The 14,641-nt window shown below is 51.8% G+C and carries 15 protein-coding genes; 8 read left to right on the plus strand and 7 right to left on the minus strand.

Going from position 1 to position 14,641, the window contains the following annotated elements; genetic code table 11:
- Positions 1-243 precede the first annotated feature (243 nt).
- The 4 genes from E4663_RS00005 to E4663_RS00020 all read right to left on the minus strand — a co-directional run bounded on the left by E4663_RS00005 (position 244) and on the right by E4663_RS00020 (position 2,291).
- Entirely contained in the window at positions 244-429 is a 186-nt protein-coding gene (locus tag E4663_RS00005) for a hypothetical protein (RefSeq protein WP_079478753.1), read from the minus strand.
- Positions 430-529: 100 nt separating this feature from the next.
- Positions 530-808 carry a hypothetical protein gene (locus tag E4663_RS00010; RefSeq protein ID WP_135326160.1) on the minus strand — a complete coding sequence of 93 codons (279 nt, stop codon included), beginning with the start codon at positions 806-808 and terminating at the stop codon, positions 530-532.
- Positions 809-1,045, minus strand: coding sequence for a hypothetical protein (locus E4663_RS00015; RefSeq protein ID WP_135326161.1), 237 nt, complete (start codon positions 1,043-1,045; stop codon positions 809-811).
- 58 nt (positions 1,046-1,103) lie between these two features.
- Positions 1,104-2,291 carry a cation:proton antiporter gene (locus E4663_RS00020; protein ID WP_135326162.1) on the minus strand — a complete coding sequence of 396 codons (1,188 nt, stop codon included), beginning with the start codon at positions 2,289-2,291 and terminating at the stop codon, positions 1,104-1,106.
- A 101-nt stretch (positions 2,292-2,392) separates the two neighbouring features.
- Here E4663_RS00020 and E4663_RS00025 point away from each other — a divergent pair, with 101 nt between their 5' ends.
- From E4663_RS00025 to E4663_RS00040, 4 genes are all read left to right on the plus strand, one after another.
- On the plus strand, positions 2,393-3,265 hold the full coding sequence (locus E4663_RS00025) for an SDR family oxidoreductase (RefSeq protein WP_135326163.1): 873 nt from the start codon (positions 2,393-2,395) through the stop codon (positions 3,263-3,265).
- A gap of 21 nt (positions 3,266-3,286) precedes the next feature.
- Entirely contained in the window at positions 3,287-4,609 is a 1,323-nt protein-coding gene (locus E4663_RS00030) for a TrkH family potassium uptake protein (protein WP_241657154.1), read from the plus strand.
- A gap of 17 nt (positions 4,610-4,626) precedes the next feature.
- Entirely contained in the window at positions 4,627-5,058 is a 432-nt protein-coding gene (locus E4663_RS00035; protein WP_135326164.1) for a hypothetical protein, read from the plus strand.
- A gap of 94 nt (positions 5,059-5,152) precedes the next feature.
- Entirely contained in the window at positions 5,153-5,596 is a 444-nt protein-coding gene (locus E4663_RS00040) for a staygreen family protein (RefSeq protein ID WP_135326165.1), read from the plus strand.
- Positions 5,597-5,868: 272 nt separating this feature from the next.
- Here the strand turns inward: E4663_RS00040 and E4663_RS00045 are convergent, their stop codons facing one another.
- The 3 genes from E4663_RS00045 to E4663_RS00055 all read right to left on the minus strand — a co-directional run bounded on the left by E4663_RS00045 (position 5,869) and on the right by E4663_RS00055 (position 9,905).
- Positions 5,869-6,870, minus strand: a complete 1,002-nt coding sequence (locus tag E4663_RS00045) for a nuclease-related domain-containing protein (RefSeq protein WP_158290364.1) — start codon at positions 6,868-6,870, stop codon at positions 5,869-5,871.
- A 180-nt stretch (positions 6,871-7,050) separates the two neighbouring features.
- Complete coding sequence (gene katG, locus E4663_RS00050; RefSeq protein WP_135326167.1) at positions 7,051-9,267, minus strand: catalase/peroxidase HPI; 2,217 nt, start codon at positions 9,265-9,267, stop codon at positions 7,051-7,053.
- Between the two features lie 257 nt (positions 9,268-9,524).
- Complete coding sequence (locus E4663_RS00055) at positions 9,525-9,905, minus strand: hypothetical protein (protein ID WP_135326168.1); 381 nt, start codon at positions 9,903-9,905, stop codon at positions 9,525-9,527.
- A gap of 296 nt (positions 9,906-10,201) precedes the next feature.
- Between E4663_RS00055 and E4663_RS00060 the strand changes: the two genes are divergently transcribed.
- From E4663_RS00060 to galT, 4 genes are all read left to right on the plus strand, one after another.
- Positions 10,202-10,792 carry a hypothetical protein gene (locus E4663_RS00060; RefSeq protein ID WP_135326169.1) on the plus strand — a complete coding sequence of 197 codons (591 nt, stop codon included), beginning with the start codon at positions 10,202-10,204 and terminating at the stop codon, positions 10,790-10,792.
- 163 nt (positions 10,793-10,955) lie between these two features.
- Positions 10,956-12,125 carry a galactokinase gene (locus E4663_RS00065; RefSeq protein WP_135326170.1) on the plus strand — a complete coding sequence of 390 codons (1,170 nt, stop codon included), beginning with the start codon at positions 10,956-10,958 and terminating at the stop codon, positions 12,123-12,125.
- Complete coding sequence (galE, locus tag E4663_RS00070) at positions 12,122-13,126, plus strand: UDP-glucose 4-epimerase GalE (RefSeq protein WP_135326171.1); 1,005 nt, start codon at positions 12,122-12,124, stop codon at positions 13,124-13,126. Before E4663_RS00065 ends, galE begins: the two co-directional genes overlap by 4 nt.
- Positions 13,123-14,598: a UDP-glucose--hexose-1-phosphate uridylyltransferase gene (gene galT / locus E4663_RS00075; RefSeq protein ID WP_135326172.1), complete on the plus strand. Its 1,476-nt coding sequence runs from the start codon at positions 13,123-13,125 to the stop codon at positions 14,596-14,598. The genes galE and galT overlap by 4 nt, the downstream gene beginning before the upstream one ends.
- Positions 14,599-14,641 lie beyond the last annotated feature (43 nt).

Below are 14,641 nucleotides of genomic sequence, written 5' to 3' on the forward strand. Positions count from 1 at the left end.
CATCCATATTTAGGTTAAACTGAAAGTGAGTCATCATTATTCCTCCTGCACAAGTTTTTAGCGGTAAAAACATTGTGGTCGGAATGATGATGGCTTATTCTTTTTACACAATTATAAGGACTTAATCAGGTTGTACAGGTAAAAGGGAAGAGAAAAGCATGTTAAGTGCCGTTTCGAGAGCTTTTTTTATGCAAAAGGGAACAGAGACGCTGCCTCGAACGAAGCTGGGTCTCTGTGCCCGTTTTACATATCCTTTTTCATCTCCCGGAGCGTGAAGAGCAGGCCGGTCAATCCGGCAAGGATCGAAGGCGGAATGCTCCACATGAGATAGCTCCAATCCCCTGTAATCAAAGACAGGATGAGGAAGAGGACCGGAAAGCCGACTAGTACGAATAGGCTGACGAACAGGGCGAGTTTGTTGTTTTCCATTGCTTGAACCTCCTATATGATTCCATAACCACGATCCTGATTTGGTGCAGTTAGGATGGAGGTGTTTATGGCTAAAAGCATGCATTTATCGTTATTGATATCAGGCCATCTGGGACATTAACAATGCGAACACGATGAAAAAAGTGGACATGATTGCTATTAGGGTTCCAAGTGCTGCCGTGATTATTAGTTTCGTGCGTGAATTTCTTTGAATACCGATGATTCCAAAGACGATTGACACCGCAAGGATCACGAATAACACGGTGACGAGCACTGTGAAATCGATGCGGATATAGCCGTAGAGAGCTGCAAAGAACGCGATGATCGGGAGGATGCTGAGCGAAAGAGACCAGTAGCTGAGCCAGTGGTGTTTTTTCATTTATATCACCCATGCGCCGAGCGCGACGAAGGAAGTTCCAATCATAACTACCAGTATCTTCGCCAAAGGGTATGGAAGTTTGTTGAACAGCTTCAATAGACTTTCCCATTCTATAAAGCCGCTCGATCCGAGCTTCCCGTCATCTTTGACATCTTCTTTGCGTTTCATGTTGAATATCGAAGAGAAGAGGAGGACGATGCCCCACAAAATAAGTATTCCACCGATGAAAATATCCATAGAATCTCCTTTCTGTCTTTCCTGAATAATACGATTGAAATAAAGTTTTGTTTCAAAATTATTCCAATAGTCGTTTCGAAAGCGGGTAGACGCCGAGACTTTGCAAGACGAGCGAGAACAGCACCGCGGCGAACGCGACCGAGATGAAGGTGTCGTTGGTGCCGGCATAGTCTGCCTGGAAGGTGAGGATGAGGAAGATCGACATCGTTCCTTTCAGTCCAGCCCAAGAGATGACGGCTGCGTCTTTGAACGAGATTTCTTTTCTCCACTTTGGAAAAAGGGCGGTGCTTCCGGTGACGACAATGAGCCTGACGACGAGTGACAGGATGAAGATGATGAGTGCGAACGGCCAGACGGGTTGGTCCAGGTAGGATGCAGCTTCGATGCCGATCAGCAGGAACAAAAGCGATAAGGCCGAGATTTCGACGATGCCCCAGAAGCCGTCGAGTGATTCTTTGAAGTGTTCTTCCTTCTCCGTGCGTCCGTACTCGAAGGACAGCATCAAGCCGCCTGCGACGGTTGCCAGTACACCCGATACGCCGATTCCCTCGGCGACGTTGAAGAGGCCGTATGCCATCACGATGCTGAGCATCACTTGGTATTCGCGGTTGTGGGTGTAGTGGATGCCTTTACTGACGAGCCAGCCCGCTAATACACCGAGCGCCGTACCGCCAAGCGATACGTAGTAGAATTCGCTGATGACTGGGAAAAAGTCGAAGCCTCGATGCGTCGTGTAGACCTCGAACAACACGGTGAACACGACGATGCTCGTCCCGTCGTTCAAGAGCGATTCCCCTTCGACCACGTCCGCGATTTTGTCGTTGCCGGTCGAGTTTTTCAAAATCGATACGACCGATACGGGATCGGTCGGGGTGAGGATCGCGGCTAAGAGCAATGCACCGAGTAACGAGAGCGACAGGAATGGACCGCTGATCGCGTAGATGATTCCGCCTAATATCGCGATCATCACGATCAGCCCGACCGTCGCGAGAAACAGGATCAGCCCCATGTTCTTCTTGAATTGATCGGTCGAAAAGCGATACGCCGATACGAACAGAAGCGGTGGCAAGAAGACGTTGTAAATCATGTGTCCGGTGACGTCGATCGTCGAGAAGTACGGGATGAACGACAGCACGATGCCGAGGAAGACGAGTATGGTCGGCACGGGCAGGTTCTCTTGTTTTTTATCCAGTGTGAAAATGAGAAAGCCGATGAATAATAGGAGAATGGCTTGTGTAATAGACATGGTTCCGATTTCCTTTCTAGTGTTAGTTGTGTCTTCCCTTCTGATTGTCTGTTTATTCCATTATAATGAAGACATCTACATAAAAAGAAGGGGTTTCTCGTATGAAAAAGATTTTGGTAGCGGGAGCGACCGGTTACCTCGGGCGCTTTACGGTGAGAGCGATGAAGGAAGCGGGGTATTACGTCCGGGTGCTTGTCCGTTCACGCGAAAAATTGAGCCGGCCTGGACCGTTCGATTCGCCTGTGATCTCGGAGTTCGTCGATGAAGTCTTCGTAGGCGATGTTACGGATGAAGCAAGTCTTGTCGATGTTTGTGAGGGTGTCGATTATGTCTTCTCGTCGGTCGGGATCACGAGGCAGAAGGGGCCGCTTACGTTCGATGATGTCGATTTCCTGGGAAATATCCACTTGTTGAAAGAGGCTGAACGGTGCGGTGTGGCGCGGTTTATGTACATTAATGTCTACGGTGCCGAACATTGCCCGTCCGCGCTGACGCAGGCGAAGCATAAGTTCGTGCAGGAGTTGAAAAAGAGTGCGGTGCCTTGGGTCGTCGTCAATCCGACGGGGTATTTCTCCGATTTGACCGAAGTGTTGGATATGGCGAAAAAAGGAAGAGCGTACCTGCTTGGAAGCGGGCGCAACAAGATGAATCCCATTCACGGCGCGGATCTCGCCGCTGTCTGCGTGGATGCGCTAGATCAGGAAAATGCGGTGCTTGATGTGGGAGGGCCGGACGTGTACACATATAGGGAGATTGCTGACTTAGCCTTCGATGCAGTAGGCAAGCGTCCTAAGCGCACTATTTTACCAAAATGGTTGGGGGGTGCGGTGCTTCCGTTGCTGCGGGTGGTGAACAGGCGGCAGTATGATTTGGTTGTGTTCTTCTTCTATATGATGACGCATGATGTGGTGGCGGAGCGGTATGGTTCGAGGCATTTGGGGGCTTATTTTTTGGAGGAAAGTAGTATAGAATAAGTTCATTACACAAGATGGGTGATGACGGGAATGTTGAAAAAAGAGTGGACGCCTCCACAGATCATATTGTCGGTGTTTGTCTTGCTGATCCTTGTCGGGACGGTGGTGTTGATGCTGCCGGTGTCGACGACAGAGGGGATTAGTTTCTTGGATGCGTTGTTCACGTCGACGTCTGCGATGACGGTGACGGGGCTTGTTGTCGTCGATACAGGGACGGCGTACACGTGGTTCGGGCAGACGGTGATCATGGCGCTCATCCAGATGGGCGGTCTCGGGATCATGACGTTTGCGGTGATGATCTATATCGCGATCGGGAAGAAAATCGGCATCAAGGAGCGGTTGTTGATTAAGCAGTCATTGAACCAGTCGGCGGTCGGCGGGGTCGTGAAGCTTGCGAAGCGGATCCTGCTGTTCTCGCTTGCGGTCGAATTGATTGCGGTCTTGTTCTTAGCTGCTCAGTGGGTGCCGGAGATGGGATGGAGAGAAGGCTTGTTCGCGAGTGTCTTCCATGCGATTTCGGCGTTCAACAATGCTGGGTTTTCGATCTGGTCGGACAGTTTGTCAGGATATGTGGCGAGTCCGGTCGTGAATATCGTGATCACGTTCCTGTTCATCGTAGGTGGTATCGGATTCACGGTCATTTTCGATTTGTGGAAAACGCGCGAGATCAAGCGGTTGTCGCTCCAGACGAAGCTGATGCTGGTCGGAACGTTCGTGATCAATGTGGTCAGTTTCCTCGTCATTTTCATTCTGGAGTATCACAATCCGGAAACGCTCGGCAGTCTGTCGAGCTTCGGAAAAGTCCAGGCTGCCTACTTCCAGGCTGTGACGCCGCGTACGGCCGGATTCAATACGCTCGACATCGCCCAGCTTGATGAGGATACGTTGTTCTATATCATCACGCTCATGTTCATCGGTGGAGGAAGCGCGTCGACGGCGGGCGGGATCAAATTGACGACGACGATCACGATCCTGCTTGCGGCGTTCGCCTTTTTCAGAAGCAAGGAACAAGTTGCCATCTTCAACCGCAGCTTGTCGTACCATATTATACTGAAAGCATTGGCGCTTACTGTCGGGAGTTTCTGTGTCGTGGTGGCGACGATTTTCATCTTGAATTTGACCGAAGACGCGCCGTTTCTGATGGTCATGTTCGAGAGTGTGTCGGCGTTCGGCACGGTCGGACTGTCGATGGGGCTGACGGGGAGTTTGAGTGCGATCGGCAAGTGCGTCATTATCGTGACGATGCTGATCGGAAAGCTCGGACCGCTCACCTTCGCGTTCGCCTTTGCGAAGCAGACGCCGGATCCGGTGCGTCATCCTGGTGAGGATATTTTGACCGGATAAAGCATTGGGGGAATTCGATGTATCGATTAAGACCGAGAATGTTGCCGGCTGTACTGACGGTGTTGAGTGTAGTCGGATGGAATATACTTGCGGAATCGCTGGAGCTGGCGACTCTGTGGATCGTGCCATACTTCTCGCTGATCCTTCTGTTTGCTTGGGTGAGATTTTATTTTCATATTGATTCCGATGTGCTGAAGTATCGGATCGAGTGGTTCGGCAAGCCGCTTCTGAAGGTGGACGTCGCACCGGAAGAAATCAAGAAGCTTTCGTTCAAGCGGGCAAGTTGGAAAAATAAAGCGGCCGTGGTGAAACGGAAGCGCGGGCTGCCGATCCGGCTGGTCGTACTCGAGGACGAAGCGGGCTACGACCGGTTGATCGCTTTCGGAGAGGAGCACGGGATTCCGATTCGGAAGTCGCGCGATTATAAAATTTTAGAAAAATGGTATTGATGTTTGTGCGGACACCTCCCTAGTGATGGGAGGTGTTTTTTTATGGCACCGTTCGGGTGGTGGCTGCATAAGGTTTTGGCAAGGGGGCGAAACCGTGAAAAGACTCCAGCCTGAAAAGTTGTTTGTCGAGTGGAGGAATGGTGTTGGTTGGAATGCGCCGGTCGAGGGGCGGAAATACACGCTGACGCACTCGGACGAGACCGGAGAGCTTTTTCTTACGATCGGGACGACGTATGCATTTGATAAAATAACGCCGATGCGTGACGAGGTACTGGCGGAGTGGCGCCTGCTTGGTGGGTGTCCGGTGCTTTATGTGTTCGTGGATGTGGATGGTGAGTCTGCTGGGCTTGCGGCGGTGCGGAATGCGGTGTTCGTCCGGGAGCTGCCGCTTGCGCTTGAGGCGATGAGGTATGGCGATCGGTGCTTGTTTTTGTGGGAGCCTTGTTTTGATGTGGCGCCGGTGTTGGTGAGGTTTCATTCTGCTGATCCTCGGTTTAATAGGTTGGAGTGTTGGGGTGTGGTTGGTGATTATAGGTGACGTTTTTGTTGTGGGTGGGGTTGGAAAGGGCAGAGAGTGTGTGCAGGGCGTGAGGGCGGCTTTCTATGTGACGTTTTGAGGCTGTAAGGGGTCGAGAATGTCATCTAGGAGGCTGCTCTCTGCCTTTTTTGATAGTGGAGAAGTTGAGAATGGCAGAGAGAGGGCTGTTCTCTGCCATTTTGGCTGTGATGGGCGTGCGAAAGGGAAGAGAGAGGCGTGCTCAGTGACGTTTCGGCGGCATTTTTTCTACAAAAGGGAACAGAGGTGGTGCGTCATTCGAAGTACGTCCACTTGCTTTGCCCTTTTCTTGTGAAGTGCTTCAGGAGCAGTTGCCGGATGCGTTTGTGGCTTCCGAATTCGCCGCACCATTCATATACGAGTGGGGTCGTGAGCTTCTTATCTGGAAAAAGCGTCGTCAGTTCATGGATCATCCGCAGTACGGCCGAGCTGAATTTTTCATCGGATCCGCAGGTGGCGCAATGGCAGTAGTGGCCTTTTTCGACGAGGGTGTAAGCGGAGCATTCGAGACAGTGGATGCCTTTTTGTAAGGAGTCGAAGGTGTAGGTTGGCAGGTCGGACGTGTAGGTATCGGGTGTGTGGAGCGAGTGGAGGTGCTCGGCGAGTCGATGGTGATTGGCGGTTAGGGGACCGTGCCGTGACTGGATGTTAAGTAAAAAGGCGTCGAGCTGAGTGGGTAGGACGAGCGACGGGTGCAGTGGTGCTTGATACAAGGTGAAGTTCGGGTTGATGAAAAGGAGGTAGGATTCGATCGTTTGGTGTGGCATGAGCTGGGCGAGAAGGGCATGTGCTCGTTGGAGTTGGTGGAGCGGATTGAGGAGTTCGGATTCTGGAAGGCGGTAGAATTTATCGTCTTCGTACTTGAAGTCGCCTTCATAGTTTTTGATTTCGAACAGGTAGTTTTTTTCAGAGGTGATCATGAAGGTGTCGATTTGGAAGGTGGTGGAGTTGTGTTGCAAGAGGAGGTCGTGAAGCAGGTGCGAGTCCGATTCGTACGGCTCTATCATCCGGTCGAACCTGAGCTCGCCGTCATAGCCTTTTTTCCATTTAGCGGATTCTCGTTGGTTGTGGGGAGGCAAGGGCATTCGTTTGGTCAGCATTTCGATGAGGGTTAATTTGAGTGGTTGGGTGCGGGATTTGAACGGGGGCATTGCATCCTTCCTTTCTGGTAGAAGATGGATTAAGTATAGCACATAACTTCCTTTTACATAGGAGTGTTCGCGCGAAAAGGAAGAGAGAGCGTCTGTCTCTGCCATTTTGCACGTACTCTTCGATAGAAAAGGCATATAGGAGGCGTCTCTCTGCCCTTTTACAAAAGGACGGAAGCAATTTTGTCAAAGAGAGCCATCCTATCTGCCGTTTCAAGCCTCACACATCATCAAAAGGGCATCAACAAAAAAGGAGCACCCCACCAAAGGGATGCTCCTCAACAATCTTTATTTTACATCAAAACGATCGGCGTCCATTACTTTCACCCATGCATCGACAAAGTCACGCACGAACTTCTCTTGGTTGTCCGCTTGCGCGTAAACTTCGGCATACGAGCGAAGAATGGAGTTCGAACCGAAGACTAGATCGACGCGGGAAGCTGTACGCAATAGCTCGCCACTCTCGCGGTCGCGGCCTTCGTATTCGTTGTAATCGACCGGTTCCCATTTCACGCCCATGTCCAATAGATTCACGAAGAAATCGTTGGACAGGGTGCCGACGTTGTCGGTGAACACGCCGTGCTTAGAGTGGCCATAGTTGGCGCCAAGTACGCGCATACCGCCGACCAGTACGGTCATTTCTGGTGCGGTCAGTCCGAGCAGTTGAGATTTGTCTACTAAAATCTCTTCCGGGCTCAGCGTGTATTCTTTCTTCTCATAGTTTCGGAATCCGTCGGCCATCGGCTCTAGGAATTCGAAGCTATCTTCGTCCGTAATGTCCTGCGTCGCGTCGCCGCGGCCTTGTGTGAACGGCACGGTGACAGCGAAGCCGGCGTCGTTCGCGGCTTTTTCAATGGCAACCGATCCACCGAGCACAATCAAGTCGGCTAGGCTGACGTTTTTATCGAAGTCGCTTTGAATTTTTTCATAGACAGATAGGACTTTCTCGAGCTGTTCCGGCTCGTTGACTTCCCAACTGCGCTGAGGGGAAAGTCGTACGCGTCCGCCGTTTGCGCCACCGCGCTTGTCGGACTGGCGGTACGTGCTCGCAGCTGCCCATGCCGTTTTGACAAGTTCGCTGACAGTCAGTTCGGAGTCGAGGATTTGAGCTTTCAAGTCTTCGATCTCGGAATCAGTCAGCTCGTAATCGACGGCTGGAATCGGATCCTGCCAGATGAAATCTTCTTCCGGTACTTCCGGTCCGAGGTAACGGGATTTCGGCCCCATGTCACGGTGAAGCAGCTTGAACCAGGCTTTGGCGAACGTCTCGGCGAATTCGTCCGGACGCTGATGGAAGCGGCGGGAAATTTCTTCATAGACTGGGTCTTCGCGCATCGCCATGTCGGCAGTCGTCATCATCGTGTTCACTTTTACAGAAGCGTCTTCTGCGTCCGGGGCAAGGTGCTCGTCTTTCGGATTGACGGGCTTCCACTGGTTGGCGCCGGCTGCGCTCTTCGTCAGTTCCCATTCATATCCGAACAAAAGATCGAAGTAGGACATGTCCCACTCGGTAGGTGTCGGCGTCCAGGCACCGTCCACACCACTCGTGATGGCGTCGCGCCCTTTTCCGCTACCGTGCGTGCTGATCCAGCCGAGTCCTTGGTTTTCAATGTCGGCAGCTTCCGGAGCCGCTCCGACGTGTGCTTCGGCATCGCCGGCACCGTGGGCTTTACCGAAGGTGTGACCACCGGCAGTCAGCGCGACCGTCTCCTCATCATTCATCCCCATGCGGGCGAATGTTTCGCGGATATCGCGTCCGCTTGCTAGCGGGTCCGGGTTGCCGTCCGGGCCTTCCGGGTTCACATAGATGAGCCCCATCTGCACAGCGGCAAGCGGCTGCTCAAGCTTACGGCCTTCATAATAACGGTCGTTGCCGAGCCATTCTGTTTCGCTTCCCCAATAGATGTCGTGCTCAGGATGCCAGACGTCCTCACGGCCACCGCCGAATCCGACTGTCTGAAGTCCCATATCTTCGAGGGCAACGTTCCCGGCCAGGACAAGTAAGTCTGCCCAGGATAATTGGTTGCCGTATTTCTGTTTGATCGGCCAAAGCAGGCGACGCGCCTTGTCCAAGTTTCCGTTATCCGGCCAGCTGTTCAATGGTGCGAAACGCTGTTGACCTGAGGAACCACCGCCACGGCCGTCCGCGGTGCGGTATGTACCAGCCGCGTGCCACGACATCCGGATGAATAGCGGACCATAGTGACCATAATCGGCAGGCCACCAATCCTGGCTGTCCGTCATCAAGTCTTTCAAATCTTGCTTCACAGCGGAGAAATCGAGTTTCTGGAAGGCTTCTCTATAATCGAAGTCTTCGCCCATCGGATTCGTCTTCCGGTCATGCTGATGGAGGATGTCCAGGTTCAGCTGATTCGGCCACCAATCCTTGTTCTTTGTACCGACTTTGATCGGAGTGATCGCACTCGTTTCTTGCTGTTGACCTTGTGATCCGTGAGAAACCGGGCAACCTTCTGCTTGGCTATGCTTCATTTCATTTTTGTCCATAAATGAGGCTCCTCTCTATTTGTGAAAAAATTATAACCGCTCTTAGATTATAATTATAATAAATAAGATACTAGATTGAAAGCGAGAACCATTCGATTTCAGAAAATTTTTTTGGGGGACAGGGACTTTGTCCCAGTCTACTTGCAATACTAGAGGGGGATGATAGTTTTTCCGTGGAAGGCTTGGTATTCCAGATTCTTTGTCCATACCCTTAATTATAAAAAAAGAACCCTCCATAGAGGAGGGTTCCGAACGATTCATTCTGACTGCATTCTTTTCCATGGTAGTTGGGCTTTCGGGAACAACAACGCCGAGACGAGGACAGATGTCACAAGGCCCGCTATGACGATCAGTACCGATTCGTGCGTGCTGAAGTATTCCAGCGCAAAGAAAAGGTCGAAGCCCCATAGAGCTACGAATATCAAGGAAAAATAAAACATGAACGAGGTCGTCAAAGCGGTGACCTTTATTCGATTCACTGCGATTGCAGGAAGGACCACGATGACGGCGAATATAAGGAAAGACCGCTCGTCACTCGCTGTAAGGGGGCCTTCGAATAGAAGAAATCGATAACAGCCGAGAAGGAACAACGCCCCAAGCGTCATCACAGCTAATGTAGCTTGTATTGTTCTGGACATCTATAACACCCTTTGTTGATAAATATTACCATTGAGAGTGTAACATGGGGACCGGGACTTTGTCCCAAAAAGTGGGACGAGGTCCCGGTCCCCAATCACGCTTAGCTGAGAGGAGAGGGGGAGGTTGTATCAATAGAAGCGTATTTTCTTTCAATTGAAGAGATTCTTCTATCAAACCTACTCGAATTTCTTTCATAAACCTCCCATCTTCTATTAAATAGAGCAAATGTTCTTTCATTTTGATAGAATCGGGGACAGAGTCCCTGTCCCTATAGTCTCGTAAGGAGGAGTCAGTTATGAAGCCGTTAGTGAAAAAGCTGTACATAGTAATATCGAGTATCTTGATTGTGGTATTGTCGTTCTTTTCGTATCAGTATTATCAAGAAGCGAAAGAGGAAAAGCGTCAGTGGGGGACTTTTGTGAATCATTTTTACTTCTCCATTGACCGGTCCATTCGAAGAATCGATTACCTAGTCGAACAGAATCCTGAGGGCGATGACTTGGAAGAAGGGCTTCGCTTGCTGGAACGGGAGCTATTGAAGAGTCATGATCTAGCAGAAAATGCCAGTAATTTTCTAGATTCGGAGTTTTATGGCACCTTTTTCTTCGAGAGCGTTGCCAATTATTTATATGGGATGAGAGTGTCCGAATCGAAGGATGAATCACAACCCATTATGGAAGACGGAAAGCTTGATAAGAGTGAGGTAGAGGACCTGAAAGGCATTCAATCTTACTTGATCAAGACAAAAGAAGACATGTTTTCAGAGGAAACGGGACAGGAGAATCCGGATTTGACCGTGGAGGATATGAATGAAATCGTCACTTCTCACTTGGGTCAAGATATGCATGAAATCTACAGTGGCGATTTTCTGGACGGGGAAGGTTGAGTGGGGTCCCTGACCCCACCGTTTCTTGCTGTTAATATCCCACCTTCAACCCTCTTGATTACATATCAGTAAAACTTTTAGTTAAACAATTGATTTTTTTACTAAAAAGTTTTACTCTTATTATGAAAGCGATTTCTGATGAACGTTACGGAGGGGATCTACAATGAACGAAACATTCAAGCGACTGTTCGGTGAGCGGGAAACGAGGAAGTTTTTTGCGCCGGGGAGAATCAATTTGATCGGGGAACACACAGATTACAACGGCGGGCACGTCTTTCCTGCGACGATTACGTACGGCACCTATGCCGTTGCAGCAAAGCGTGACGATCGCCGCATCAATCTATATTCGATGAACTTTGAAGATAAAGGCGTCATCTCTTTTTCACTGGATGAACTGGATTACGATGAGGCACACAACTGGGCGAATTATCCGAAGGGGATGATCCGCTACTTGCAGGCGGAAGACCGTCCGATCGATCAGGGATTCGACGTCGTCTTTTACGGCAATATCCCGAACGGAGCCGGGCTTTCTTCGTCGGCATCGATCGAAATCGTGACCGGCGTGATGCTCGAGTCGTTGTTCGAATGGGACTTAGACCGCGTCGACATGGTGAAAATCGGTCAGAAAGTCGAGAATGAGTTCATGGGCGTGAACAGCGGCATCATGGACCAATTCGCGATCGGCATGGGGAAAAAGGGAGCGGGCATCTTGCTCGATTGCAACACATTGAAGTACGAGTATGCTCCGCTTGAGCTTGAGAAGGAGCAGGTCATCATCATGAACACGAACAAGCGCCGCGAACTGTCCGACTCGAAGTACAATGAGCGCCGTTCGGAATGTGACCTTGCGGTAGAACAGCTGCAGCAGGAGCTGTCGATCGAGACGCTCGGTGAGTTGACGGAAGAAGAGTTCCAAGCGAACAAACATCTGATTGAAAGTGACATTGTGAAAAAGCGTGCCAAGCATGCGGTGTATGAGAACCAGCGCACGATCCAGGCGCTCGAAGCCTTGAAAAAAGGGGACCTCGACCGCTTCGGAGCATTGATGAATGACTCGCACGTTTCGCTCCAGCAGGATTACGAGGTGACGGGCGAGGAGCTCGACGCCTTAGTAGAAGCGGCGTGGGACCAGGACGGCGTCATCGGAGCGCGTATGACAGGCGCCGGTTTCGGCGGTTGTGCAATCGCGATTGTGAAAACGGACCAGGTCGACGCTTTCCGGGAAAACGTAGGCAGTAAGTATAAGGAGAAAATCGGCTATGAAGCGACGTTCTATGTCGCGGATATCGGCGACGGAGCGCGCGAAATCGAGACGAATGAGGTGATCCAATGAGTGTACTCGTCGTAGGGGGAGCAGGCTATATCGGGTCGCACGCTGTTTGGCAGTTGATCGACAGAGGCCGCGACGTCGTCATTGCGGATAAACTGTCGACAGGTCACCGCGGCGCAGTGCCCGAGAACGCAGCATTCTATGAAGGGGACATCCGCGACCGGACGTTCCTGCGCGATCTATTTCAAAAAGAGACGATCGATGCCGTCATCCATTTCGCGGCCAATTCGTTGGTTGGCGAGTCGATGGAGAAGCCGCTCGAGTATTTTGATAACAATGTGTACGGGACGCAGGTGCTGCTTGAGGTGATGAACGAGTTCGATGTGAAAAATATCGTGTTCTCTTCGACGGCTGCGACGTACGGGGAGCCGGAGGTCGTGCCGATCACGGAAGAGATGCCGACGAATCCCGGCAATGCGTATGGCGAGACGAAGCTGACGATGGAGAAAATGATGAAGTGGTGCGACACGGCATACGGGATGAAGTATGTGTCGCTCCGGTATTTCAACGTTGCGGGAGCGCGTCCGACGACGGAGATCGGCGAGGATCATCGTCCGGAAACTCACTTGATTCCGATCGTGCTGCAGGTTGCGCTCGGACAGCGGGAGCATATTACGGTGTTCGGGGACGATTACGATACGCCGGACGGGACGTGCATCCGCGATTACATCCACGTCGAGGACTTGATAGATGCGCACATCCGGGCTGTCGATTACTTGGCGGACGGCGGCAAGAGTGACGTCTTCAATTTAGGAAGCAGTCAGGGCTTTTCGGTAAAAGAGATCGTCGATACGGCGCGCGAAGTGACGGGTCACGCGATTCCTGCCGTGATGGGCGAGCGTCGTGCGGGAGATCCGAGCAAGCTGATCGCCTCATCTGAAAAGGCGAAGGCGGTGCTTGGCTGGAATCCTGCGCGGACGTCGATCCACCAGATCATTGAAGACGCGTGGCGTTGGCACCAGAAACGACCGAACGGATACGATGATAAGGAGGCATCACGATGAACATCTACGATACAGTCCAGCAGCTTGTCGACAAGGCGCTTGAGGAAGAGTTGATTGAAAAAGAGGACGCGGTGTATGCGCGGAATCAGGTGCTCGGGGAGCTCGGCCTCGTAACGTTCACACCGGAAGGCGGAACGAAGGAAAGTACGATTCCGGACCTGCTCGAGGAGTTGATTGCGTATGCGGTGGAAGAGGAGATCATCGACGACGTCCTTGATGAGAAGGAGCAGTTCCAGGCGAACGTAATGGACCACTTCCTGCCGCGCCCTAGCGACTTGAACCGGACGTTTTATCAGAAGTATGACCAGGACCCGCGCGAGGCGACGGACTATTTCTATCATCTGAGCCAGAAGAGCAACTACATCCAGACGAAGCGGATCAGCAACAATGTCTCGTTCGAGGCACAAACTGAATACGGGGATCTTGATATTACCATCAACCTGTCGAAGCCCGAGAAGGATCCCAAACAGATCGCGAAGGAACGGCAGATGAAAAAGACGGACTCCGACTATCCGAAGTGCCTGCTTTGTATGGAGAATGAAGGTTACCCTGGTCGGATCGGACACCCGGCGCGCTCGAACCACCGTTTGGTACGGGTCGAGCTCGGTGGCGGACAGTGGATGCTGCAGTATTCGCCGTATGTCTATTACAACGAGCACAGCATCGTTTTGTCTGAAAAGCATACGCCGATGACGATTGATAAGAAGACGTTTGATCAGCTGCTCGAGTTCACGGAGAAGTTTCCGCATTACTTCATCGGTTCGAATGCGGACTTGCCGATCGTCGGCGGCTCGATTCTGTCGCACGACCACTATCAGGCGGGGCGCTATGAGTTCGCGATGGCGAAGGCCGAAGCGTCGTATTCGTTCACGATCGATGGCCATCCTGATGTGGAGGCGGAGGTGTTGAAGTGGCCGATGTCTGTCATCCGGTTGCGGGGTTCAGCGCGCGCAGAGCTTGCGCAGATTGCCGAGCACGTGCTCGAGACGTGGCGGGATTACACTGATGAAGCGGTGGATGTGATCTCCTTTTCCAAAGAGGAACCGCACAATACGGTGACGCCGATTGCGCGTCGTCGTGAGGATGATTTCGAGCTCGACTTGGTGCTGCGGAACAACCGGACGAGTGAGGCGCATCCGATGGGGATTTTCCATCCGCATGAAGAGGTGCATCATATCAAGAAGGAGAATATCGGCCTGATCGAAGTGATGGGGCTTGCGGTGTTGCCGGCTCGTTTGAAGGATGAGCTGAAGGAAGTCGAGCGGTTCGTCGCCGGTGGTTCTGATGCGGTGGCGGAGCACCATCAGACGTGGGCCGATGAGTTGAAGGCTGCTTACGGTGGCGGGGACGTTTCGGCGTTCGTCGAGGAAGCGGTCGGCGAGAAGTTCAAGCAGGTGCTCGAGCATGCCGGCGTGTTCAAGCAGGATGCAGACGGCGCAGCTGCGTTCCGGAGGTTTTTGGATACGTTGTAAACGTTCGAACCTAGCAATGGTGGCGGTCCGTTGCTGGGTTCTT

Origin of the sequence: Halobacillus salinus, from assembly GCF_004684905.1 — a bacterium.
GTDB lineage: Bacteria > Bacillota > Bacilli > Bacillales > Halobacillaceae > Halobacillus > Halobacillus salinus.